Source organism: Brachybacterium fresconis, assembly GCF_017876515.1.
Classification (GTDB): Bacteria; Actinomycetota; Actinomycetes; order Actinomycetales; family Dermabacteraceae; genus Brachybacterium; species Brachybacterium fresconis.
Genome location: NZ_JAGIOC010000001.1, coordinates 2,989,567 through 3,013,902 on the forward strand (window position 1 = coordinate 2,989,567; position 24,336 = coordinate 3,013,902).

Below are 24,336 nucleotides of genomic sequence, written 5' to 3' on the forward strand. Positions count from 1 at the left end.
GTGCCCCCGCGTCCGGTGACCCGTCGGTATCCCCTCGGATGTGTCGTTGAGAGGGTGGCATTCCGACACATCTGACCGGGTCGAACCGATCTCGCCGGTCTCTCTCAGCGCGCAGGCCCCGGCCGTTCAGCTCCTCGCCGCCGCGGCCCGGGTCCAGCGGGCCACCAGCAGGTGGAGCGGGAGCGTCAGCGCCAGGACTGCCGCCGCGATCAGGGGGAGATGCCCCGGGGAGAGCCCGGTGGCCAGTGCCAGCCCGCCGACGCCGCCGCCGAGCGCGCTGCCCAGCGAGATCGCGCTCGCGTTCAGCGCCATCACCACGGCGACGGACGCCGGGGCCATGGCCGCCAGGCGGGCCTGCTGCGGCACCGCATGGCCCCCGTTGCCGATCCCCGCCAGCAGGAACCACACCAGGCTCAGCACCGCCACGGCCGACGGCACGGCCAGCGAGAGGGCGAGCGCCCCGAACAGGGAGTCGACCAGCAGACCCGCGAGGACCACGGTGAGCACCCGCACGGGCGAGAAGCGGTCCACCAGACGCCCCGTGACGGCATTGCCGAGCATGCTCGCCAGCCCGTAGCCGCACATGATCACGATGATCATCCATCCGGCCGGATGGCTGGGCCGCAGGATCAGCACCGCGTAGGTGAAGCAGGTGTAGCTCGCGCACAGCACTCCGGTGGACACCAGCAGCCCGGCCACCAGGTGAGGCCGGGCCAGCGGCCGCAGCCGGTCCAGAAGCGAGGAGGAGGGGTAGCGCAGCGGCGGCAGACGCAGTCCGATGCCCACCAGGGCGACGGTGCCGACGACCGAGACGAGCACCAGCGGCAGCCGCCAGTTGGACTGGCCCAGGATCAGCCCCACCGGCACCCCGAGCGCGGTGGCTGTCATCCAGCCGCCGAGCACGAAGGACAGCGCCCGCCCGCGATCACGCTCCGCCACCAGGTGCACGACGTACCCGGTCACCGCCGCGGCCAGGAGGCAGCCGCCGAGCGCCGCGAGCACGCGTCCGCCCAGCGCCAGCGCATAGGTCGGGGCGACGGCCGTGATCAGGTTGCCGAGCACGAAGGTCGACAGCGCGGCCAGGATGGTGCGGCGCTGCTCCCAGCCGCTCGTGGTCGCCCCGAGCACCGGTCCGGCGACCGCCGAGGTGAGGGCGAAGACCGAGACCAGCTGCCCGGCCAGGGCCGCGGTGACATCGAGATCCGTGGCTATGTCCGGCAGCAGACCGGCCAGGACATAGCCATCGATCCCGGTGGTGAAGGTGGCGACCGCCAGCCAGATCAGCGTTCGGTAGGGGACCGAGGGCGCAGTCGTGCCGGGGCCCGCCTCGGGGTCCGTGCCGGGTTCCGCACGGAGCTCTTCGTCGTGGTCATCGCGAAGCTCCCCGGGCTCGTCGCGGGGATTCACGGCGGCGGTGTCGAGTTCATCAGCAGGCGTCGTCCCTTCGCTCGCCTCGGCGGTTCCGGCTCCGGCCCGGCCATGCTCCGGGACGCCTCGCGAGGTCCCCGCTCACGATCGAGCTCTGCGGTGCTGTTGCCACCGGCGCGGGTGGGAACGGTACCGCAGAACTCGACCGGGCGGGAGCGTCTCAGAGGCTGATGACGTCGGCGACCTTGCCGGTCGTGGAGGACTCGTAGGCCGCGAGGATCACGCCGAGCACGCTGACGCCCTCGACCTGGTTGTTCAGCGGGCGGTCGCCCGTGGTCAGCACATCGACGAAGTGGGCGATCTCGGCGGCGAAGGTGTCGACCTGCTCGTGCTCGAACACCTGCACCTCCTCGCCGCGCAGCTGGACGCGCAGGGTGGAGCCGTCCGAGCTCAGCGAGCCCTTCTCACCCACGGCGGAGAAGCGGTCGGTGCCGGGCGCGGCGGCGTAGGCCCAGGAGGTGACCATCTGGCCCACCGCGCCGTTGTCGAAGCGCACCAGCACCTGCGCCGAGTCCTCGCCCTCCATGAACTTCAGGCGGTGGGTCGAGAGCATGGCGAAGGCGCTGACCGGGGTGGCGCCGGCCAGGTGCAGCATCAGGTAGGTGGGGTGGTAGCCGGTGTCGATCAGCTCGCCGCCGCCGGAGGTGGCGGTGTGCCCGCGCCAGCCCATCGACTCCGGGTCGAAGTCGTTGAAGAAGGAGTCGGTGGTGCGGACCTCGTAGATCGGACCGAGGGCACCGGAGTCGATGACCTCCTTGGCCTTGGCCACAGCCGGCATGAACAGCTGGTTGTGGGCGCACATCAGGGTCACGCCGGACTTCTCGATCACCTGCGAGACCGTCGTGGCCTCCTCGGGGGACAGGCACAGCGGCTTCTCGCACAGGATGTGCTTGCCGGCCTCGGCGGCCGCGACGATCGCGGGGGTGTGCAGGTGATGGGGCAGGCAGATGTCGACGGCGTCGACGTTCGGGTCCTTCACCATCTCGGTGAAGTCGGCGTAGCCGGTCGCGCCGGTCTCCTCGACGCGCTTCGCCAGGGTCTCCTCGCTGGCGTCGGCGATCGCGGTGATGGTGACGCGGTCGGGGATCTGCCGGTAGCCGTTGAGGTGGGCGTTGGCGATGCCGCCGCCGCCGATGATGCCGATGCGGACGGGGGACTTCACGGTGCTGGTCATGGGGTTCTCCTCGGTGGGGTCGAGCTCGTGATCACAGGGGTCGGGGTTTCGGGTATCGGGGTCGGCGGCACCTGGCACGTGGGAAGGGCCCGGTGTCGCGGGATGTCGGGGCGATCGGGGTCGGTGGCGTGGATGGTCCGACGGGGGACGGGCCGACAGGCCGACGGGCCGACGGGCCGACGGGCCGATGCGTGACGGGTCGACGGACCGGGCGCGAGCGGCTCGCGTCCGCGCCGGCCGGGCCGCCCCGTCGGCCGGGTTCAGGCGGCCGCAGCGGTGTTGGCCGCGACGACCAGGGCGGTCAGCGCCCGGGCGCGCTCGAGGTTCTCGGTGGTCTCCTCACCGCTGCGGATCGCCTGGACCCACAGGGCGAAGGGGTTCGGGGCGTCGGCCGGGATGTCGAGGGCGACGGCCCCGTCGCCGGTGTCCAGGAGCATGCCGCCGTCGGCCCCGAGCCCGTAGGTCAGGGTGCCGGAGGTGCCCTGCACCTCGATGGAGAACGGGCTGGCCGGGGTCACGAAGCCGGTCTCGACCACGCCGATCGCGCCGTCGGGGCTGGTCACGGTGACCACCGCGTTGTCCTCGACGCCGCGACCGGTCATATCGGTGTAGGTGGCCGAGGCGACGGTGACGTCGGTGCCCAGGATCAGCTGGGTGAGATAGGCGGGGTGTGCGGCGAGGTCGCTGAACGCCCCGCCGATGGCCTCGGCCGGGTCGTAGAAGCGCGGCGGCAGCCAGTCGGCCGTCGAGCCGTTGTGGGCCAGGCGCACCCGCGAATAGCTCAGGCGACCCAGCGTGCCGGCCTCGAGCACCTCCCGCAGCGCCACGGTGTAGCCGTGGGACAGACGCGGCAGGGACACGGTGACCTGCACGCCGGCGGACCGTGCGGCCTCCAGCAGGTCGTCGCACTCGGCGAGCGTGGGGGCCAGCAGCTTCTCGGTGAACACGTGCTTGCCGGCGGCGATGACCTTCCCGATCACCTCGCGGTGCACGGTGGTGGCGGTCGTGATGGTGACGCCGTCGAGGTCCTCGCGGGCCAGCAGGGCGTCGAGGTCGGGGGCGAAGTCGACGCCGACGGCCTCGGCGAGGGCCTTCCCGCGCTCGGCGTCGTCGTCCCAGACGGCGACCAGCTCGGTCTCGGGATGGTTCTGGGCTTCTCGGGCGTATTCCTCGGCATGGACATGCCAGGCGGAGAGCGCAGCGATGCGCAGCGGTGCGGACACGAATCCTCACGATCCAGGGTCGGGGGAGCGGCGTGCCCGCAGGACTTACAGCCGCGAACGGTGTGAACCAGCCTACAGAGATTTCAGCAGATCGCACCCCCTCGGAGCGACCTTTTTTGCCAAGACTTAACCGCTTCGGACTGCGCGGTTGGTGGCGAAGGATGCTCTCGGGGGTGGCCGATCGGGAGGTGGTGGGCGCGGATCAGCAGGTGGCGAGTCGATTCGAATCGTCCGGCCGGGGGTGCGCGATCCCGTGGGCCGGCCTGGCGTCGGCCTGACGTCGGCCCGTGGGTCCGCGGGCGCTCCTCGTCCTGGCGACGGGTGCGGGGCCGGACGGTGCAGTTCCGGAGTGGTCACGGTTGTGCGAATTCCTTGCCCCGCCGTCGCGTTCCGGGGGGAGGATGAGACATGTCCCTGGACCTGGATCCCCTCGAGCTCCTCGCCGCCGCGCTGATGGCCGTGATGCTCGCGATGCCGATCGCCTTCCCCGTCGCCGCCGGCGTGATCGCCGCGCCGCGACGGATCTGGAGCGGCGCGGGTCTCGCCCTCGGCCTCGGCCTGCTGGTCGGCGTCGGTGCGGTGATCGCGGCGCACTTCGCCGATCGCCAGGGCGTCGTCGCCGTCATCTCCGGGATCGCCCTGGTGCTGGGTCTGCTGGGAGCGGTCGCGTCTGCGGTGTTCATCGTGGTCCGCTCGGACGGCTCGATGCTGACGGCGGTGGTCGGCATCCTCACCTGTGTGCTGATCGGACTCGCCGAGCCCGCGCAGGTCCTCCCGGCGATGTTCGGGCTCACGCAGTCCGCCCTCGTGGCGCTGACCGCCGTGGTGATCGAGGCCGTGGTGGTGGCGCTGGTCGTCGCCGCCCTCGTCGCGGCCGGGGGTCGCGTCCGCGCTCTGCAGATCGGGGTCGCGGCGGCGAGTGTCGTGGCGGCCATCCTGATCGGGGTCGGCGCCCTCGTGGTCGCGACGGGCGATGCCGCGACGGGCCCGCTGCTGAGCGTCCCGCTGTCCACTCAGCTGATCGTGATCGTGGCCGTCCTCGTGCTCGGCACGATCGGGGGAGGCGTGGCGTCCGGGGTGCGCTCCCGGCGGGACGCCGACGCCGAGCCGGTCACCGACCGGTGAGCACCCTCGATCGCATCCTGAGTTTTCTGGCGTACGACGCCGGCCATGATGCCGTGCGTGTCCTGGCGGCCGCGCTGGTTCTCGTCGCTGCGGTGCACGCCGCCCCGCACCGACAACGGCGGCGAACGATTCTGATCGCGGCGGCCGGATTGCTGCTCGGCAGCGCTCTCGTCCTGTTCGTGCGCGTCCCTGTCGGGGACGGGCCGGGTCTCCTGGGCGGGCTGACGGGGGCGGGCGCCGTGCGACGCGCGCTCGAGGCGGTCCTCATCGGGGGAATGCTCTGTGCCCTGACCGCGGCCGGCGCGGCCCATGGGAGGGCGTCGCGTTCCGGGCGCTCCGGCAGCTGGAGCGCGCTCGCCGGTCTGCTGGTCGGCCTCGCGGTCCCCTATGGATTCCGGCCCCGGGGCGAGCAGATCTTCTATCCCGTGTTCCCGGGTCGAGTCGTGTCGGTTCCCGATGGGGACGGTGCCGAGATCATCGTGCACCATGGCATCGCGGAGACGGGCCTGGGCGTCGGCAGCGGAGTGCTCGCGATCGCTGTGCTCGTGGTCGCTCTGCTGCTGCTGGGGCGGTGGGCCGAGCCGACGAAATCGGGCGTCCTCCTCGGAGCGGTCGTCGCGACGGCACTGACCCTTCTGCCCGTCATCGCCGCTCCGGGCCCGAAGCTGGTCCTCCGCCTTCTTGCGCTCGCCCTCGCCCTCGTTCTCGGCACCGTCGCCGGCTGCCTCCTGGGGCGGGGATCACGCCGTCGCGGCGACCTCGAAGCCCGCCGGAGCGAGGTGTGAGAGCTCCTCACGCAGCAGGGCGCCGATCTCGGCGCGGCGCCGCTCGTCCATGCGCTCGATCGGCCCGGTGACGCTGACCGAGACCGAGCGTCCGCCCGGCCGCGCCAGGGCCACGCCCACACAGGCGATGCCCGCCTCGTTCTCCTCGATCTCCATCGACCAGCCGCGCTCTGCCGTCCCCTCGACGACGTCCGCGAGCTCGTCCAGGGTGATGACCGCTCCCGGCTGCGCCGCCGACGACTCGGTGGCACGGGCGTACGCCTCCAGCGCCGGACCGCGGACCCCGTCGGCCGCGAGCAGGGCCCGACCCATGGCGGTGCGAGCCGCGGGGGCGCGCTTGCCGATGCTGGACCACACACGCAGCGTGCGCTCGGGCTCGACCTTGTCGAGATAGAGCACGTGGGGGCCGTCGAGCCTGCCCAGATGCACGAGCTCCTGGGAGCTGTGGGAGATCGCCGCGAGCGCCGGGGCGAACAGCACCGGCAGGTTCTCGCCGCCCCCGAAGGAATGGCCCAGCTCGAGCACAGCCGTGCCGAGCCGGTAGTGCTGATCGCCCGGGGACTGGTCCGCGAAGCCTCGGTGCATGAGCGCCCGCAGCAGGCGGTGCACGGAAGCCTTGTTGAAGTCGCCGGCCGCGGCGATGTCCCGCAGGGTCATCCCTTCGGGGCCGGCCGACGCGAGGATCTCGAGGAGGACGAGGGCTTTGTCGACGCTGCCGACGGGCGAGGCGGCGGGCTCGGGGTTCGTGGTCATGGGGTCCATTCTCTCCGTCGGTCCCACGGAGGGGACGTCGTTGCCGAGGCCGGTCGAGAGGCCTATGCTGATCCCGCACTACGGAACGCAGGTTCCATCATACAAAACATCTGGCCGTTTCGGTCATCGGCGGGGTCGATGATCGGGCACCGCATCGGTGGTGCCGGGCCCGCGCGAAGGAGCACGATGAGCACCCACTCGACCGCCGCTGCGTCGGCCGGCCATCCCGAGGAGCCCGCGGGCCCTGTCGACCCCGCATCCCCGTCGCCCCAGCCGACGCGCTCCGTCGGGGACCTGGTGCGCGCCGCCGTCTCCGGATGGCTCGGCACCGCGCTGGAGTTCATGGACTTCCAGCTCTACTCCCTGGCCGCCGCGTTGGTGTTCAGCGAGATCTTCTTCGCCGCGGGGGACCCCGGCATGGCGGTGATCGGGGCGATGGCCACGTACGGCGTCGGGTACGTCGCCCGCCCCGTCGGCGCCTGGTACTTCGGCCGTATGGGCGATCGCATCGGCCGACGGAAGGTCCTCTTCTACACGATCGTCCTCATGGGCATGGCCACCACCCTGATCGGCGTGCTGCCCACGTACGGACAGGTCGGTCTGCTCGCGCCGGCGCTGCTGGTGCTGCTGCGCCTGCTGCAGGGACTCGGCGCGGGGGCCGAGATCTCCGGAGCGGGGGTCATGCTCGCGGAGTACGCGCCGGTCAAGCGCCGCGGTCTGGTCGCCTCCCTGGTGGCGCTCGGCACCAACTGCGGCACCCTGTTCGCCTCGGCGATCTGGGCCGTTCTGCTCGTGGTTGTGACCGAACAGCAGCTGTTCGACTGGGCCTGGAGAATCCCCTTCATCGCCAGTGCCCTGGTGATGGTGTTCGCGGTGTGGGTGCGCCTGAACCTCAAGGAGAGTCCGGTCTTCGAAGCCCGTGACGACGTGGTCGAGGGAGAGGCCGTCGGCACGGAGGAGGTCGAGACCGGGGAGGCCCCGGTCGAGGCGCAGGAGTTCGCGGCGACCCGCTCGCTGACGGTGAAGTCCGTCGCCGTGGCGTTCCTGCTGCGGTTCGGCCAGGCCGGCAACTCCGGCATGATCCAGACCTACCTGATCACCTTCATGACGGTGTTCCTCCTGCTCGACAAGCAGCTGTCCACCGATGTCGTCATCATCTCCTCGGTGGTGGCCTTCGCGACCGTGCCCGGCATCGGCCTGCTCGGCGACCGTTTCGGACGCAAGACGATGTACATGATCATGAGCGCGATCGGCGTGGTGGCAGCGATCCCGTGCGTCCTCCTGATCGTCTCGGGGGCCACCTGGCAGGTCATCGTCGGCTACGTCGTCCTGCACAACATCGGCGTGATGTCGCTGGCCTCGATGGAGAATCTCGCTCTGCCGGAGATCTTCGGTGCGAAGAACCGCTACCAGGCCACCGGCGTGGTGCGCGAGATCGCCGCCATCGTCGCCACCGGCGCGACCCCGGTCATCGCCGCCGCTCTCGTCGCCGCCACCGACTCGTGGATCCCGGTCGCCGTGATCATCATGTTCTTCAGCGCGTGCGCGCTGTTCGCCGCGATCTGGATGAAGGAGGTCGCCGGACGCGACCTCACCGATCCGAACCCGGCGATGTGAGCGTGGAGCCCCTCGGCCCTGCCCCCATCGACCAGACTGACATCCACACCGACTCGCCCCAGGAGAGCACCCGATGAGCATCGCCCGCATCGACGTCACCGTCACCAGCCCCGGCCGGAACTTCGTGACCGTCCAGGTCAGAACCTCCGACGGGATCGTCGGCCTCGGCGACGGCACGCTGAACGGCCGGGAGCTCGCGGTCGTCTCCTACCTGCGCGACCACGTCGCCCCCACCCTCATCGGCCGCGACGAGTCGCAGATCGAGTCGACCTGGCAGTACCTCTATCGCAGCCCCTACTGGCGTCGCGGACCGGTCACCATGGCCGCCGTCGCCGCGATCGACATGGCGCTGTGGGACATCGCCGCCAAGAAGGCCGGCCAGCCGCTGTACAAGCTGCTCGGCGGCGCCTCCCGCACCGGACTGCTGACCTATGCCCACGCCTCCGGCACCACCATCGACTCGCTCAACGAGGCGATCCGCGGGTACGTCTCCCAGGGGTTCCGGGCGGTGCGCATCCAGGCGGGCGTGCCGGGGCTGGGCCAGATCTACGGCGTCCACGATGCCGCGCCCGGCGGGAAGTACGAGTACGAGCCGGCCGGGCGCGCCGCGGAGGGTGCTGCCATGCGCCCGGCGGAGGAGACCTGGGACACCGCCGCCTACCTGCGCCATCTGCCGACCGTCTTCGCCGCCGTGCGTGAGGAGTTCGGGCCCGAGCTGCGGCTGCTGCACGACGGCCACCACCGGATGAGCCCCATCGAGGCGGCGAAGCTCGCGAAGTCCCTGGAGCCCTACGATCCGTTCTGGCTCGAGGACGCCACGCCCGGGGAGGATCAGAGCGTGCTGCGCCTGGTGCGTCAGCACTCGGTGACCCCGCTGGCGATCGGCGAGGTGTTCAACTCGGTCTACGACTACCAGAGCCTGATCACCGAGCGGCTGATCGACTACGTGCGCTCCTCGGCCACCCACGCCGGCGGCATCACCGGGCTGCGCCAGATCATGACCTTCGCAGGGATCTACGGCATCCGCTCCGGCTTCCACGGGCCGACTGACGTCTCGCCGGTGGGCATGGCCGCGAACCTCCACCTGGGCCTGGCGATCCACAACTTCGGCATCCAGGAGTACATGCCGCACTCCGAGACCACCCTGTCGGTGTTCCGCACCAGCTATCGCTTCGAGGACGGGCAGCTGCACCCGGGCGAGACCCCGGGTCTGGGCGTCGAGCTCGACGAGGCGGCCGCCGCCGAGCACGAGTACGTGCCCGCCTACCTGCCGGTGAACCGCCTGCGGGACGGCACCGTGCACGACTGGTGAGCCGGCCCGGCGGGGCGGGCGGCGGGAACGGTGCTCGCTTGCCTAGGCTGACGCCATGCTGAGCGACCGCCCCCTCCCGCCCTCCGGTCCGTCCCCGGACCGCTCGCCGCTGCGGCGTCGGAGCCTCCTCGCCGGCGGCGCGAGCGCCTCCCTGGCCCTGCTGGCGCTGTCCGCCTGCACCGACGAGGACGCCGAGCCCGGCCCCCAGGAGCCCGACACCGAGGCGGTCTCCGCCCTGAAGGTCGTCTACAGCGAGAACCCCAGCGCCCGCGGTGACTGGACGGTCTGGTCGGTCTCCTACGAGCTGGCGGAGGACCAGGAGACGCCGCCGCTGTACGACGCCTCGACCCAGCAGGCGCGGCACGAGGCCCTGGAGGCCAAGAAGGCCGAGAAGCAGTGGACCGTCCAGGACCCCCTGGTGGTGCTGGACCCCTACGGCAGCACCCGCACCGGGTTGTACGTCTTCTTCGAGGACGCCGTGAGCGGGCAGCTGGACGTTCTCTGCCGGGCGGCGGCGACCGAGGACTTCGCCCACACCGCCGCCAACCACGCGGGCGAGACCGGATTCGAGGGCCTGGTCATCGGGGCGATCCCCGGCGCTCACAACACGCTGGCTGTCACCTGGCGGCCCGAGGGCGGCGCGGAGACCTCCGCCGAGCTGCGGATCAAGGCCCCCACCACCGCCTCCGGGTACGGCACCGCCGTCGCCGCCGAGATCGTCGACGCCGACGCCCTGACCCCGGGCCTCTTCGCCCTCAATGGCGTCACCGACCTCAGCAACAACACCTACCTGTTCGACAACGCCGGCATCTTGCGCGCCGAGCTGCACTCCGGGGACACCGCCGCCCACCACGTCGTCCCCGAGGACGGCCGCATCGTGACCACCACGGGATCGCGCCAGCTCGGCGTCCTGGACCCCTTCGGCCACGCCACCACCCTGATCGACCTGGGCGAGCACAGCGTCCACCACGACCTCGCCGTCGTCGACGATCTCGCCTACCTGCTGACCTCCCTGGCCTCCTCCGGCCGGGTCGAGGACCGGGTGATCCGCGTGGACCTCGGCTCCGGCGCCGTCGAGGAGGTCGTGGACCTGCAGAAGGTCCTGCCCGAGTACGAGTCCCTCGCCCATGCCCAGGAGGGCGAGGCCGGTGGCTCCGTCGTCCAGGGCAAGGACTGGATCCACATCAACTCGATCGACATCGCCGACGGGGTCATGATCCTCTCCGCCCGTGAGACCTCGACGATCATCGCCCTGGACGACGCGCTCGACCCCGGAACCGAACCGTCCGTGCGCTGGATGATCGGGGTCGAGGCGCTGTGGGAGGGGACCGGCTACGAGGAGCATTTCCTGACTCCCGAGGGCGACGTGATCGGCAACGCCGGCCAGCACACCGTCCACCGGATCGACGACGACGCCCTGCCCGCGGGGCAGTTCTATCTGGAGATGTTCAACAACAACTACTGGCGGGTCAGCACCCGTGAGGACGCCGATTGGCAGGACGTCGGCCCCGACGACGCCACCACCGACGAGCACGACGGCGTCAGCCACGCCCTGCGCTACGTGGTCGACGAGAACGCCGGCACCTTCCGCCAGGACGAGGCCGTCGAGCTGCCCTACTCCTCGGTCGTCTCCAACGTGAACCGGCTCGGCGACGGCGGGATCGATCAGCCGATGGTCACCAACTCCGGACGCGCCAACGAGTACTCCGAACGGTCGGCCGACGGGACGGTGCTGGCCTCCTACCGCTACGACTCCGCCAGCCACGGCTACCGCGTCTACAAGGCTCCCTTCGACGGGTTCTGGTTCACCGCGACCTGACGGCCCGGCCGGGGTCGCTTCGTCGAGCAGGCTCTCGCAGCTCGTTGCGCAGCTGGGGCATGTGATGCCGCGCTCGGTTTCGGGTTCCATGGATCGAGAACGCCATGGTGGGCGCCTCGGGCGAGGCGGAGGCGCCCACGATGACGTTCTCGATCGGCGCCAGGGGACCGGCGGGGACCAGCTGCGGAGGAAGTGGCCGGCGGAGGAGGGGGCCGACGGGGACCAGTTGCGGAGGGGGCGGCCGGCGGAGGAGGGGCCATGAGGGGCCATGCGCCGACGCGCGGTTCGGCGATCCCCGACACCCGTCCCCATCCGACCCATCCGCCTCGGACACAATGGCCCCGTGACCACCTCCCCCGTGACTCTCGATTCCGTCCTCGCCCTGCTGCGCGCGCAGCCGCACGACGAGGACCAGCTCGAACAGATCGCCCAGGAGGCGCGGCTGCTGCCGATCGCCGAGCTCGTGTACCTGGTCGGGTCGCGCCCGGCGACCGAGGCGGCGCTGCTGTTCCGGGTGCTGGACAAGGAGCTGGCGCTCGCCGTCTTCGAGGAGCTGCCACCCCTGCACCAGGCCGAGCTGATCTCCGGTCTGCGCACCCCGCAGGTCGCCGAGATCATCGGCGATCTGGACCCCGACGACCGCGCCCTGCTGTTCGACGAGCTGCCGGCCTCGATCGCGGAGCGCCTCCTGCACGGCCTCGATGCCGATGAGCGCGCCATGACCACCGCGGTGCTGGGGTACTCACGCGATGCGATCGGGCGGTACATGTCCCCCGAGGTGCTCCCGCTGCGCCCGACGATGACCGCGGGCGAGGCCCTCGAGCACGTGCGCACCCACGCCGCGGAGCCGGAGACCATCTACATGCTCCCCGTCGTGGATGCCACCCGCCGCCTGCTCGGCGTGATCGGGCTGCGACGCCTGCTGCTCAGCGAGGGCGACGAGGTGATCGGGGACCTGGCCCACGAGGCCGTCCACGCCCGCGCCACGGACGACCGCGAGGAGGTGGCCCGACGCTTCTTCGGCGCGAAGCTGCTGGCCATGCCGATCGTGGATTCCGAACAGCGGCTGGTCGGGATCCTCACGGTCGACGACGCCGTGGAGATCCTGGAGCAGGAGAATGCGGAGGACTCCGCTCGCACCAGCGGCTCCGAGCCCCTGCCCCGGGCCTACCTCTCCACCCCGATCCTGCGGATCGTCCGCAGCCGCGTCGTGTGGCTGCTGGTGCTGGCCGTCTCCGCGATCCTCACCGTCCAGGTGCTCGAGATCTTCGAGGACCGCCTGGACCAGGTGGTGATCCTCGCTCTGTTCATCCCGCTGCTGACGGGCACCGGCGGCAACACCGGCAATCAGGCCGCGACGACCGTCACCCGCGCCTTGGCGGTGGGGGAGGTGCGAGTACGCGATCTGCCGCGCGTGGTGTGGCGCGAGCTGCGGGTGGGCGTCACGCTCGGCAGTGTGCTCGGGGTGCTCGGCCTGCTCGTCTCCGGGTTGGTGTACGGCTGGCCGATCGGCCTGGTCATGGGCACGACGCTGCTCGCGGTGTGCACCATGGCCGCGATCGTCGGCGGCCTGATGCCGATCGTGGCGAAGAAGGTCGGCGCAGACCCGGCCGTGTTCTCCAACCCGTTCATCTCGACCTTCTGCGACGCGACCGGTCTGATCATCTACTTCACGATCGCCACCGCCGTGCTGGGGCTGTGAGGGCCACGGCCTGGGACCAGGCTCCTCGCACGGGGGCCCGTTCCGGCCTGCCCGGGTCGGCCACCCTGCCCCATCACGGACTGTCCCGCCCTGCATCGCCCTGCCCGCTCTCGGCTGTGGATTCCATGGATCGAGAGTGTCGTTGTAGGCGCCTCCACCCCGGGCGAGGCGCCCACCATGACACTCTCGATCGGCGGCAGTGACCGGCAGTGGTCGGCAGCGGAGGTAAGCCGGGGACCGCGGAGGTAGAACGGGGACCGCAGAGGTGGATCGGCGGCCACTGGGGTGGGCAAGGGACCGCGGAGGCGGGCTGGGGATCGCGGAGGTGGGCCGCGGACCGCGGACGTGGACCGGCGGCCGCTGGGGTGGTCCGGCTGCCGCGATGGCTGAGAGGTATCAGACCTCGTCGCCGACGGTGATCGCTTCGGCCTCCTCGGCCGCATCCAGCGGAGCGGCCTGGTGCTGGCCGACCGCGCGGAGGTGGCGTCGGCCGATCACCAGCATGGCGATCGCGACCACCAGGGCGAGGGAGGCCATCAGGTACGGGGCGCCGGAGTTCGTGGCCTCCGCCAGCGGGCCGGCGACGGCCGGGGCGATCGCGCCGCCGAGGAAGCGCACGCCGGAGTAGGCCGAGCTCGCCACCCCGCGCGGGAGGTCGGTGGCCTCCATGACCGTCTCGGTCAGCGCGGTGTTCATGATGCCCAGCAGCAGGCCGCCGATGATGATCAGCGTGACGATCCCGGCCATCGAGGAGTGGAAGAAGGTCAGCGCCAGCATCAGCACCGTGAGCAGGGACAGCGTGGTCACCAGCGTCGGGATCAGGCCGAGGCGGCGGGTGAGGACGGGGGCGACGAAGACCGAGGTGATCGCCAGACCCAGGCCCCAGCCGAAGAACACGCCGCCGATCCCCATCGCGCCGAACTCGGTGCCCCGAGCGGCGGCCGCGGCTTCGAGCGGGAAGGGGGAGTAGGCCAGCAGGACGAAGAACGCGAAGTTGTAGAAGATCGCGGTCAGGGCGAGGGTGCGCAGCGCCGGGTGGCTCAGGGCGCGCAGCGAGGCCAGCGGGGACACCGGGGCGGGCAGCGGTTCACGCCGCAGCAGCAGCACGATCGCGAGGAAGCCGACGGCCATCAGCACGGCGGTGCCGGCGAAGGGGGCGCGCCAGGAGACGGAGCCGAGCAGCCCGCCCACCAGCGGTCCCAAGGCCATGCCGATGCCCAGGGCGGTCTCGTACAGGATGATCGCGCCGCCGGAGGGGCCGGAGGTGGCGCCGACGATCGCCGCCAGGGCGATGGAGATGAACAGGGCGTTGCCCAGGCCCCAGCCGGCGCGCAGCCCGATGATCTCGTTGACCGACCCTGCGGTGGCGGCGAGCGCCGCGAAGACCACCACGAGCGCGAGGCCGATCAGCAGCGTGCGCTTGACGCCGACGCGGGAGGCGAACCAGCTGGTGAAGAACATGGCGATCGCCGTGATGAACAGGTAGCTGGTGAACAGCAGCATCGCCTGGGACGGGGTGGCGTCCAGCTGGGTGCTGATCGCCGGGAGGATCGGGTCCACGAGCCCGATGCCCATGAAGGACACGGTCGCGGCGAAGGCGATCGCCCACACCGCCTTCGGCTGGCGGAAGGCGTCCTTCAGGGTGGGGGCGGCCGATGGGGGCGTGGGCTGCGGTGCGGCGGCCGACGCCGTCGATTGGGGAGCGTGCGAGGTCATGCGGAGCAGAGTCCTTCGATCGGAGGGGAGCGTCGAGGCAGGGATGGATGAGGGGCGGTCGGTGCGAGGCGGCAGGTGCCGCGCGACGGGGCGTCTATCCGCCGTGGTCGTCGACGAGTCGCGCGAGGATCTCGGCGGCCCGGTCGAGCGTCGCCCGATCCTCGGCGGACAGCGGATCCAGCAGCCCGCCGACGCCGACGGCCAGCTGAGCACGCCAGGCCGCGAGCTGCGCGGCCCCTCGCTCGGTGGTGCTCACCAGGGACGAGCGGGAGTCGGAGGGGTCGGGCTCTCGCCGGACGAGCCCCTCCTCCTCGAGCCGTTTGATGACGGTGGTCGCCGTGGGGCGGGAGACCCGCTCGCGATCGGCGATCTCGCTCAGGCGCAGCGGACCGTGCCGTTCGATGGTGGCGACCACGCGCCAGGACACGGTCCCGACGCCGACGTCCGAGCGCCGGGCGGCGAGCCGGGAGAACTGACTGCACACCAGCGCGAGGTGCTGGGGGAGGTCGCCGTCGGGCGCGGGGTTCGTCGTCACGTCGAGCCATGATAGTTAGCAATGCAAACCAGTGCAAGTGATGTACGTATCGCCTGTTCACCGGAATAGTCGCCCTCCGCCTGCCGTTGTCGTCGGCGGGTGCGCCGTTCCTTCCGGGATCGACGGCCCCGCACTCGACCAGCGGCCGCGCGCCGTGAAGGAGGACCTCCCGCATGTCCGTTCTGACGACCCCGCTCGACCTCGGAGCGCTCACGATCCCGAACCGGATCGTCATGGCGCCCCTGACGCGGGCGCGCTCCGGCGACGACCGCGTCCCCACCGAGCTGATGGCCGAGTACTACACGCAGCGGGCCGGAGCCGGGCTGATCATCAGCGAGGCCACCAGCGTCAGTGCGCAGGGGGTCGGCTATCACGGCACCCCGGGCATCTGGAGCGACGAGCAGGTGGCCGGGTGGCGGACGGTCACCGAGGCGGTCCACGCCGCCGGTGGCCGCATCGTCCTGCAGCTGTGGCATGTCGGGCGGATCTCCGACCCGGAGCTGCTCGGCGGCGAGCTGCCCGTCGCCCCCAGTGCGATCGCGCCCGCCGGACGCGTGAAGCGACTGCGCCCGATGCGGCAGTACGTCCGGCCCCGAGCGCTCGCGACCGACGAGATCCCCGGCATCGTCGAGGACTTCCGACGCGGCGCCGAGAACGCGCTGCGCGCCGGCTTCGACGGGGTCGAGATCCACGCCGCCAACGGCTACCTGATCGACCAGTTCCTCCAGGACAGCACCAACCATCGCGAGGACCGGTACGGAGGCTCGGTGGAGAACCGGGCACGCTTCCTGCTGGAGATCACCGACGCCGTGATGGACGTCTGGGGCGCCGACCGCGTGGGAGTCCACCTGCGCCCGCGCGGGGAGGAGCACGACATGGGCGACAGCGACCCGCGCTCGATTTTCTCCCACGTCGCCGAGGAGCTGGGGGCGCGGAGGGCGGCCTTCCTGTTCGTCCGCGAGATCGAGGCCGCCGACAGCCTCATCGGCGAGATGCGGACACTCTTCGGCGGACCGGTGATCACCAACGAGGAGATGGATGCCGAGGACGGTCGTCGCCACCTCGAGGACGGCACCGCCGACGCCGTCGCCTTCGGCCGCGACTACATCGCCACCCCGGACCTGGCCGAGCGCATCGCGATCGGTGCCGCACCGAACACCCCGATTCCCGCGACGTTCTATCCCGACACGGGGGAGGGCCTGGCGGTGGGCTACACGGACTACCCGACGATGGCCGAGGCCGCGCTGACCGTCTGACGGGGCAGTCAGGCCTCGTCGGGCCCCGCGGTGGTCACCGCGAGGCGCCGCGCCGGAGAAGCTGTCATCCCCGTGGCACCGAATTCGACGTGGCGGGCGCCGGTCAGCGGCTGACGGGGTCCGCGCCGCCTCCGGCGAGCATGCCGTCGAGGTCGGGTCTGCGCGGTGCGCCCTCCCAGTCCCCGGGGGTGGTGCAGGCCAGGGCCCCGCACGCGTTCGCCCGGGCCAGACGCGCCGGCACGTCGAGCCCGTCGAGCTGGGCGCTGAGATAGCCGGCGACGAAGGCATCGCCGGCCCCGACGGTGTCGACCACGTCGACCCGGTGCCCGGGAGCCACGATGATCTCTGGGTCGGCCGGCGCTGTCCCGTCGCCGGCGGGCCCTGTCCCGGCGCCGACCAGGGCGGCACCGCCGTCGGCGCCGAGCTTGGCGACCACCTGGCGGCCGTCGACCGCGAGGGACCTCAGCAGGCCGCGATGATCATCCTCGGCGACGCCGGGGGCGAGGATCGACAGCTCCTCCGGGCCGCCGAAGAGCACGTCCACGTGCTCGAGGATCTCGCCCAGCAGCTCGGCGAGGTGCTCGCGGGAGCCCAGGCGGGAGCGGTAGTTCACATCGAGGCTGACCAGCGTCTCGGCGGCCGCGGCGCGCTGCACGGCGGCGACGTTGGTGGCATGGGCGGTGGGTGACAGCAGCGGGGTGATGCCGCTGAGATGCAGGATGTCGGCCTGTTCGATGAGCCCCGCGGGCAGGTCGTCCGCGGTGAGCGCGGAGGCTGCCGATCCGGCCCGGTAGTAGTCCACCCGCGTGGTGGTCCCGGTGGGGCGGGACTTGACCATGAGGCCCGTCGGCCGCGTCGGATCGATCGCGCAGTGCACCTCGACCCCCTCGGCGCGGATCTCCCGCGTGACGCGGGTGCCCAGCGGGTCGTCGCCCACTCGACTCACCCAGGCCACGGGCACGTCCAGACGGCGCAGCCCGATCGCGAGGTTCGACTCCGCGCCGCCCAGGGAGATGTCCACCGAGGGCAGGTGGGCGAGAGAGCCGATGGTGCCGCTGCGCATCATCGCCATGGTCTCGCCGATCGCGACCACCCGTGGGCCGGAGCCGGTGGTGGTCGCGTCGGCGACTCCGGCCTCGGTGCTCATGCGCCGGCTTCCCGGGTGGTGACGCCCACGAACTGCGCGGCGCGGTCGGCCAGGGCCTCGAGGTCTCCGCCCCTCAGGGCGTCGCCCAGCAGGGGACCGCCGACGGAGACCGCGTCGGCACCGGCCTGCAACCAGGCCGCGGCCGCCTGCAGATCCACGCCCCCGGAGGGGATTACGCGGATGCCGGGGAAGGGGCCGCGCAGGTCCTTGACGTAGCCGGGCCCGACGACGCTCGCCGGGAACACCTTGACCGCGGCGGCGCCCGCGGCCCAGCCGGCGTGCAGCTCGCTCGGGGTGAGGCCGCCGGGGACGATCGCGACGCCGGCCTCGGCGGCCGCCTCGAGCAGGTCGGCCCGGGTGATCGGGGTGACGATGTAGTGGGCGCCGCGGGTGACCGCGGTGCGGAGGTCCTCCGGATCGGTGACGGTGCCGATGCCGATGTCGAGCTGGTCGCCGAAGCGCTCCAGCAGGTCCGGCAGCTCCTCGAGGGTGCCGGGGGTGGACAGGGTCAGCTCCACGGAGCGGATCCCGGCGGCGGTGAGGGTCTCGAGCACGGGGGCGTACTGGTCGGCGCGCTCGCCGCGGATCACGACGATCAGCCGCGCGGCGGCGGTGCGCTCGGGAAGGACGGGACGCTCAACGCTGGTCATGACGATCTCCTGGGCGGGTGTCGGGGATGTGGGTGACGGGGGCGGATGGGCTGCGGTCCGGGATGCCGGGATGCCGGGATGCCGGGATGCCGGGTGACGGTGCCGGGTCGGGAGGCGACGGTGCGAAGCCGGAGGGCCGACGCGCTCGGTGCCGGCCCTCCGATTCTCACAGCTCCAGCAGGACCTTGGCGGAGCGGGAGGCGTCCTGCGCGGTCGCGAACGCCTCGACCGCGTCGGCGGCCGGGAGGGACTGGGTGACCACCGCATCGAAGCGGGCGTCGGAGGCCAGCACCTCGATGGCCTCGTCGATCTCGTCGTGGAAGCGCTGGGTGCCGCGCAGCTGGACCTCCTTGGCCACCAGCGCCGCGAGGTTCACGGGGATGTCCGTGTTCGGCAGGATCGCGACCTGCACGATGATTCCCGCGGGGCGCACGGCGCGCACCCCGGAGGACAGCGAGACCGGGGCCGAGGAGCACTCGAGCACCACGTCGTAGGCGTTGTCCGCCGGGCCCTGGTCGGGCACCTGGAAGGTGGTGGATGCGCCCAGGGCGATCGCGCGCTCGAGCGGCTCGGGCCGCACGTCGGTCACATCGACGGAGGCGGCCCCGCGGTGCAGCAGGGCGGCCACGGCCAGCAGTCCGATCGGACCCGACCCCAGGACCAGGCACTTCTTGCCCGCCACGTCCCCGGCGATGGTCACGGCGTGCAGCGCCACCGCGAGCGGCTCGGCCAGCGCGCCGCGGCGCAGCGGCAGCGATTCGGGCAGGCGGCGCAGGTTCGCGCGGTCGATCACCATGAACTCGGCGGCGGCCCCCTGGCGGTGCGGGGTGACGCTCGCGCTGCCCAGGTAGTCGCCGCCGGGCCACAGGTGCGGCCGGTCCTCGATGTCCGCGGCGCTTCTCCCGTAGCGGGCGGGGTGCACGGTCACCGGAGTGCCGGGGGCGAGCTCGCCCCGGGGATCGAGATCGACCACGGCCGAGAGCTCGTGGCCCGGGATCAACGGCTCGGTGATCACGAACGCCCCGTTCGCACCGTGGAAGTAATAGTGCAGGTCGGAGCCGCAGATGCCGACGTACGCGATGCGCAGGCGGACCTCGTCCCCGGTCGGCTCGACGTCCGGGGCGTCCTCCCAGCGGATGACCTCGGCGGCGTGGATGGTCAGGGCCTTCATCAGCGGTTCTCCTTCACGGATACGGCGAGGGCGTCGGCGGCCGCGGCCCGCGGTCCCGAGGTGACGATAGTGGTGAGCAGCTCGCCGACGGCGACGACGAAGTCATCGCGCTCGGCCAGGGGCTCGGACAGGCAGCCGCTCTCGAGGAGGGCACGGGCGTGCTCGGCAGGGGTGGTGGCGCGGGCGGCGATCCCGGCCAGGCGCGACTGATCCGGATCGCTCATCGCCCGTGCCTGCTCGCCGGGCTCGAAGCCGCGGGGCGGGACGACGCAGGCGAACCAGGCGGCGACGGTCAGCGCGAGCAGAGCCGGCATCCGCCCCTGCTCCAGATGGAACAGGGCCGGCGTCGGGATCCGCTGCGGCAGTCGCATCGACCCGTCGGACCCCACCTGACGGGTGCGATGACCGAGGTCATGGTTGTGCCAGCGGTGCGTGAGGTCCTCGATGTACTCCTCGACGTCGAAAGCCGACGGGAGGTCGATCGTGGGCAGGTTCTCGCCCCGGATCAGCGCCAGGGTGGCGTCCGCGATCCAGTCCTGCTCGAAGGAGGCGGGGATCGTGGCGCGGCCATCGAGCGCCCCGAGGTAGGCGATCAGGGAGTGCGGCCCGTTGAGGATCCGCAGCTTGACCTGCTCGTACTTGCCCACCTCGTCGGACATGATCGCGCCTCCCAGATCCCAGGCGGGACGCCCCGCGGGAAAGTGGTCCTCCATCACCCACATGGAGAACTTCTCGGCGCGCACCGGGGCGCCGTCGCGCACTCCCAGCAGCTCGGCGACCTGGTCGGTGGTGCCGGGCGTGGTGGCCGGGACGATGCGGTCCACCATCGCGTCGGGGAAGGCGACCTGCTCGCGGACGTAGGACAGCACGTCCTCGGCGGCCCCGGAATGCTCGAGGAACTCGGTGACCATGGACCGGGCGGTCTGCCCGGCGGCGGAGACGTTGTCGCAGGGCAGCACGGTGAACGGCTCCCCGCTGGGCGCGCGTTCGGTGAGGCCGCGGGCGAGCAGGCCGATCACGGAGCGGGGATTTCTCGGGTCAGAGAGGTCCGCACGGATGGGAGCGGAGTCGACGTCGAGGTGGCCGGTGCGCGGGGAGACCGCGTAGCCGCCCTCGGAGACGGTCAGGGTGAGGATCCGGCGCGCGGCGGTCGCGATCTCGCGGACGACGGCCTGCGGCTCCTGCGCCATCACGCCGAATCCGCGGTGCACGTCGACCAGGTCGGCGCGGGTGCCGGTGTCCGCCAGCTCGAGCACGCCGTACAGGCCGTCCTGCGCGGCCATCGGGTCCACCACGGAGCGGGAGCGGTTCGCGAAGCCGATGATGCCCCAGTCCCCCTCCTCGGCCGCGAGCGCCCGGGCCGTGTGCACCGCGGCATGGGCCCGATGGAAGGCACCGAGCCCGAGGTGGATGATGCCGGCGCGGGCGGGGTCGCGCGGGGCGGAGGCGCCGAGGCGGGGCAGGCCGGAGGCGCTCGTCCGGTCGAGGGCGGGGATGGAGCCGGAAGACGGCACGGGAACCTCCTGGTCGATGGCCGGTCATGCCGCTGCACCCGAGCCGCCGTCGGACGGTGGCCGCAACGGACGGGAGCGACGTGCTGGACCGGGAGCGCGGAGTCCGTCGCCGACCGTCGGGGCCTCGCGCTCCCTGTGTTCGTTTTGTGATGCGGAACCACAATTTCGGGACGCGTAACAGTCTAGCAATGCGGCGGCCCGGTCCGGTGGCGGGATCCCGGGGATGGGCGTCGGGGCAGGCGGTACGTGCCTCTCGGTGCGGAGTGCGCGGCACTGTCGGCGTGACCCCGACGGGCTCCGGCGCTCGCGAGCTCCGGGAGCTCGCGAGCGCCGAGCCGTCGGTGCTCAGGCTCCGGGGGCGCGCAGCACGCGGGCCTGCTGCTGGGCCTGCAGCGCCAGCTCGACGGCCTTGAAGGCGTGCTCCTGTGTCATCGCGTTCTCGGTGCGGTTCAGCACGTCGAGCACGAGCTCGCCGAAGAACGGGTAGCCCACCTTTCCGGTGGCGTCGATGCGGTGCTCGCCCTCGCTGTCGACGAGGATGACCTGGCCGCCGCCGTTGTCGGTGGTGACGTCCACGTACTTGCGCAGCTCCATGTAGCCCTCGGTGCCCAGGATGAAGGTGCGGCCATCGCCCCAGGTCCGCAGCCCGGCCGGGGTGAACCAGTCCACGCGCACGAAACCGCTCGCGCCGGAGGACAGGGCGATGTGGGCGTCGCCGTAGTCATCGAGCTCGGGGTAGTCCCCATGGGCGAAGTTGCCGATGGAGCTGGAGAGGATCTCGGCATCGTGCGAGCCGGTGAAGGTGAGCATCTGCTCGAAGTTGTGGGAGCCGATGTCGGTGAGGATGCCGCCGTAGCGGGAGCGCTGGTAGAACCAGTCCGGCCGCGTGGTCGGGTCGCCGAGGCGGTGCGGGCCCATGCCCTGGACCTGGATCACCTCGCCGATCGCGCCGCGGTCGATGTACTGGCCGGCCAGCACCGCGGCCTCCACGTGCAGCCGCTCGGAGTAGTAGACCATGTACTTCTTGCCGGTGCGCTGCACGGCGGCCTCGGCCTCGGCCAGCTGGTCGAGGGTGGTCAGCGGGGTCTTGTCGGTGAAGTAGTCCTTGCCGGCCTCCATCACGCGGATGCCCAGCGGGGCGCGGTCGGCGGGCACCGCGGCGGCGGCGACCAGCAGCACCTGCTCGTCGGCGAAGATCTCCTCCTCGCTGCCGGCGATCTTCACCTCCGGGAACTGCTCGGCGAAGGCCTGGGCGCGCTCGGGCTGGGGGTCGTAGACCCACTTCGGGGTGCCGCCGGCGCCGATCAGGCCCTGCGTCATCCCGTTGATGTGGCCGTGGTCGAGATGCATGACGGCGAAGACGAACTCGCCGGGCTCGACGACCGGCTTCGGCATCGCGGCCGGCGCGTAGTTGGCTCCTTCGGAGACAGCCATGAGGGTCCTTTCGAGAGATGTACAGGAACGGGACGGAGGCGAGATCGGTGTCGGCGCAGGGCAGGCGAGGTGCATCGGCCCGGAGGACGAGGGCGGCGAGCCGCGGCATCGCGGATGGGCACCCCGACGCGGGAGAGGGATACATGCAGTGTCCTGCACCACGTTACTGGTCACAGCGTCGTGCCAAGGGTTGCCAGCGCCGGCCTCGAGCAGCGGGAGGCCAGCCGCAACGTCGTGACCTCGGACAACTGTCCGGGGCACGGCCCGTCGGCCCCGACTATCGTGGAAGCTGCTCCACACCGCAGTGCCCGCGCTCGACGCGCACCGGCCCGGTGCACGGCTGCGGGCCCGGGAAAGGTTGATCGTGATCGAGGTCCTCGAGGGGAGCCCGCTGCTCACGCTGTTCCTGGTCGTCGCCACCGGGGCCGTGCTGGGCGCCATCCCCTTCGGCCGCGTCCGCTTCGGCGCCGCCGGCGCGCTGTTCACCGGCCTCGCCCTCTCGGCGGTCGCGCCCCACCTGGGCGCCGGCATGGAGATCGTGCAGTCCCTCGGCCTCGCCCTGTTCGTCTACACCGTCGGGATCTCCGCCGGCGCCGCCTTCTTCGCCACCCTGAACCGTCAGCTGCCGCTGCTGGCCGCCGCCACGGCCAGCACCGTCCTGGCGGCGATCGCGACGATCGTGCTGGGGCACGTGCTGGGGATCGCCCGGGACCTGTCCCTGGGCCTGTTCACCGGCGCGCTGACCGCGGCCCCCGCCCTGGACGCCGCCGGTCGCGTGACCGGGAGCTCCGCCCCCTCGGTGGGCTACGCCTTCGGCTACCCGCTCGGCGTGATCGTCGGGATCGTGCTGGTCTCGACGGTCGTCTCCCGCAGCTGGCCCGGCCGCAAGGACACCCCGGCCCTGGCCGGCACCGGCCTGGCCTCCACGACGGTGCACGTGCTGAGGACCGTGAACCTGCGGGAGGTCCCGCAGTGGAGCGAGCAGCAGGTGCGCTTCTCCTACCTGCGCCGCGACGGGAAGGTGCGGGTGATCGTGCCGGGGGAGGACCTGCTGGCCGGCGACGAGGTGGTGGCCGTCGGCATGCCGGAGGCGGTCGAGGCGGTCACCCAGGAGCTGGGCGAGCACAGCGACCAGCACATCGCGCACGACCGCTCGCTGGTGGAGTTCACCCGGCTGACCGTCTCCAACCCCGATCTGGCCTCGCGGTCGATCGCCGAGCTGAACCTGTCGGTCCGCTTCGGGGCGGTGGTGACCCGGGTGCGGCGCGGCGACCTCGAGCTGCTCGCCCGCGACGACCTGGTGCTGGAGCCCGGCGACCGCCTCGCCGTGGTCGTGGACCGCTCACGGCTCGACGCCGTCCACGCCCTCCTGGGGGACTCCGACCGCAAGGCCAGCGAGCTCGATGTGCTCTCCCTCGGGCTCGGCCTGGTGCTGGGCTTCGCGCTGGGCCTGGTCACGGTCCCGATGCCGGGCGGCGGCAGCTTCTCCCTGGGGCCGGCGGCGGGGCCGCTGCTGGTGGGCATGGTCCTCGGCGCCCTGCGCCGCACCGGGCCCGTGGTGTGGGCCCTGCCGGGCAGCGCCAACACCACGCTGCGCCAGCTGGGCCTGCTGCTCTTCCTCGCCGGGCTGGGCCTGACGGCAGGGCCCGACGTCGCCTCGGTGCTCGCCTCGCCGACGGCCTGGCGCGCGGCCCTGCTGTCCGTGGTCGTCGCCGCGCTCAGCTGCATCGCGATGCTGCTCGCGGCGCGGTGGGTGCTGGACCTGTCCGCCCCGCGGGCCGCCGGGGCCGTCGCCGGCTTCCTCGGCCAGCCCGCGGTGCTCGAGGCCGCCAACGCCAAGCGGGCCGACGAACGCATCGAGACCGCCTATGCCACGCTGTTCGCCTTCTCCATCGTGGTGAAGATCCTGCTGGTCCCGGTCATCTGGAACCTGTAGCGGCGCACGCGGCCCGGGGTGATGGCGCCGGACCGGTTC

The 24,336-nt window shown here is 72.0% G+C and carries 19 protein-coding genes; 8 read left to right on the forward strand and 11 right to left on the reverse strand.

Features of this window, described 5'->3' with window-relative positions:
* Positions 1 to 126: 126 nt before the first annotated feature.
* The 3 genes from JOF44_RS13435 to JOF44_RS13445 all read right to left on the reverse strand — a co-directional run bounded on the left by JOF44_RS13435 (position 127) and on the right by JOF44_RS13445 (position 3,825).
* A complete protein-coding gene (locus tag JOF44_RS13435) occupies positions 127 to 1,407 on the reverse strand; it encodes an MFS transporter (protein WP_209892316.1) in 1,281 nt (426 codons plus the stop codon).
* A gap of 181 nt (positions 1,408 to 1,588) precedes the next feature.
* The gene (locus JOF44_RS13440; protein ID WP_209892319.1) at positions 1,589 to 2,602 is read right to left on the reverse strand and encodes a Gfo/Idh/MocA family protein; all 1,014 of its coding nucleotides are present in this window, start codon (positions 2,600 to 2,602) and stop codon (positions 1,589 to 1,591) included.
* A gap of 260 nt (positions 2,603 to 2,862) precedes the next feature.
* On the reverse strand, positions 2,863 to 3,825 hold the full coding sequence (locus JOF44_RS13445) for a Gfo/Idh/MocA family protein (RefSeq protein WP_209892322.1): 963 nt from the start codon (positions 3,823 to 3,825) through the stop codon (positions 2,863 to 2,865).
* A gap of 408 nt (positions 3,826 to 4,233) precedes the next feature.
* On the opposite strand from JOF44_RS13445, the gene JOF44_RS13450 reads away from it, so the two are divergent.
* Entirely contained in the window at positions 4,234 to 4,950 is a 717-nt protein-coding gene (locus tag JOF44_RS13450; protein ID WP_209892325.1) for a hypothetical protein, read from the forward strand.
* The gene (locus tag JOF44_RS13455; RefSeq protein ID WP_209892328.1) at positions 4,947 to 5,735 is read left to right on the forward strand and encodes a hypothetical protein; all 789 of its coding nucleotides are present in this window, start codon (positions 4,947 to 4,949) and stop codon (positions 5,733 to 5,735) included. Before JOF44_RS13450 ends, JOF44_RS13455 begins: the two co-directional genes overlap by 4 nt.
* Here the strand turns inward: JOF44_RS13455 and JOF44_RS13460 are convergent.
* Entirely contained in the window at positions 5,691 to 6,488 is a 798-nt protein-coding gene (locus JOF44_RS13460) for an IclR family transcriptional regulator (RefSeq protein ID WP_245348944.1), read from the reverse strand. The genes JOF44_RS13455 and JOF44_RS13460 overlap by 45 nt on opposite strands.
* 186 nt (positions 6,489 to 6,674) lie before the next feature.
* On the opposite strand from JOF44_RS13460, the gene JOF44_RS13465 reads away from it, so the two are divergent.
* The 4 genes from JOF44_RS13465 to mgtE all read left to right on the forward strand — a co-directional run bounded on the left by JOF44_RS13465 (position 6,675) and on the right by mgtE (position 12,938).
* A complete protein-coding gene (locus tag JOF44_RS13465; RefSeq protein ID WP_209892334.1) occupies positions 6,675 to 8,105 on the forward strand; it encodes an MFS transporter in 1,431 nt (476 codons plus the stop codon).
* 73 nt (positions 8,106 to 8,178) lie between these two features.
* Positions 8,179 to 9,417 (forward strand): D-mannonate dehydratase ManD, encoded by a 1,239-nt coding sequence (gene manD / locus JOF44_RS13470; RefSeq protein ID WP_209892337.1) that lies wholly within the window; start codon positions 8,179 to 8,181, stop codon positions 9,415 to 9,417.
* Positions 9,418 to 9,472: 55 nt separating this feature from the next.
* A complete protein-coding gene (locus tag JOF44_RS13475) occupies positions 9,473 to 11,236 on the forward strand; it encodes an aryl-sulfate sulfotransferase (protein WP_209892341.1) in 1,764 nt (587 codons plus the stop codon).
* Between the two features lie 343 nt (positions 11,237 to 11,579).
* Positions 11,580 to 12,938 (forward strand): magnesium transporter, encoded by a 1,359-nt coding sequence (gene mgtE / locus JOF44_RS13480; RefSeq protein ID WP_342591783.1) that lies wholly within the window; start codon positions 11,580 to 11,582, stop codon positions 12,936 to 12,938.
* Positions 12,939 to 13,334: 396 nt separating this feature from the next.
* Here mgtE and JOF44_RS13485 read toward each other — a convergent pair whose 3' ends face one another.
* Together JOF44_RS13485 and JOF44_RS13490 are read right to left on the reverse strand one after the other, a co-directional pair.
* Entirely contained in the window at positions 13,335 to 14,654 is a 1,320-nt protein-coding gene (locus tag JOF44_RS13485) for an MFS transporter (RefSeq protein WP_209892347.1), read from the reverse strand.
* 94 nt (positions 14,655 to 14,748) lie between these two features.
* The gene (locus JOF44_RS13490; RefSeq protein WP_209892350.1) at positions 14,749 to 15,189 is read right to left on the reverse strand and encodes a MarR family winged helix-turn-helix transcriptional regulator; all 441 of its coding nucleotides are present in this window, start codon (positions 15,187 to 15,189) and stop codon (positions 14,749 to 14,751) included.
* 173 nt (positions 15,190 to 15,362) lie between these two features.
* Here JOF44_RS13490 and JOF44_RS13495 point away from each other — a divergent pair, with 173 nt between their 5' ends.
* Positions 15,363 to 16,445 (forward strand): alkene reductase, encoded by a 1,083-nt coding sequence (locus JOF44_RS13495; RefSeq protein ID WP_209892352.1) that lies wholly within the window; start codon positions 15,363 to 15,365, stop codon positions 16,443 to 16,445.
* A gap of 103 nt (positions 16,446 to 16,548) precedes the next feature.
* Here the strand turns inward: JOF44_RS13495 and JOF44_RS13500 are convergent, their stop codons facing one another.
* The 5 genes from JOF44_RS13500 to JOF44_RS13520 all read right to left on the reverse strand — a co-directional run bounded on the left by JOF44_RS13500 (position 16,549) and on the right by JOF44_RS13520 (position 22,361).
* Positions 16,549 to 17,592 (reverse strand): sugar kinase, encoded by a 1,044-nt coding sequence (locus JOF44_RS13500; protein ID WP_209892355.1) that lies wholly within the window; start codon positions 17,590 to 17,592, stop codon positions 16,549 to 16,551.
* On the reverse strand, positions 17,589 to 18,242 hold the full coding sequence (locus JOF44_RS13505; RefSeq protein WP_209892358.1) for a bifunctional 4-hydroxy-2-oxoglutarate aldolase/2-dehydro-3-deoxy-phosphogluconate aldolase: 654 nt from the start codon (positions 18,240 to 18,242) through the stop codon (positions 17,589 to 17,591). Before JOF44_RS13505 ends, JOF44_RS13500 begins: the two co-directional genes overlap by 4 nt.
* Before the next feature lie 166 nt (positions 18,243 to 18,408).
* Positions 18,409 to 19,413, reverse strand: coding sequence for an L-idonate 5-dehydrogenase (locus JOF44_RS13510; protein ID WP_209892361.1), 1,005 nt, complete (start codon positions 19,411 to 19,413; stop codon positions 18,409 to 18,411).
* On the reverse strand, positions 19,413 to 20,927 hold the full coding sequence (locus tag JOF44_RS13515; RefSeq protein WP_209892364.1) for a mannitol dehydrogenase family protein: 1,515 nt from the start codon (positions 20,925 to 20,927) through the stop codon (positions 19,413 to 19,415). The genes JOF44_RS13510 and JOF44_RS13515 overlap by 1 nt, the downstream gene beginning before the upstream one ends.
* Positions 20,928 to 21,272: 345 nt before the next feature.
* Positions 21,273 to 22,361, reverse strand: coding sequence for a Gfo/Idh/MocA family protein (locus JOF44_RS13520; protein WP_209892367.1), 1,089 nt, complete (start codon positions 22,359 to 22,361; stop codon positions 21,273 to 21,275).
* A 364-nt stretch (positions 22,362 to 22,725) separates the two neighbouring features.
* Between JOF44_RS13520 and JOF44_RS13525 the strand changes: the two genes are divergently transcribed.
* The gene (locus tag JOF44_RS13525) at positions 22,726 to 24,297 is read left to right on the forward strand and encodes an aspartate:alanine exchanger family transporter (RefSeq protein ID WP_209892370.1); all 1,572 of its coding nucleotides are present in this window, start codon (positions 22,726 to 22,728) and stop codon (positions 24,295 to 24,297) included.
* The last annotated feature ends 39 nt before the right edge of the window (positions 24,298 to 24,336 follow it).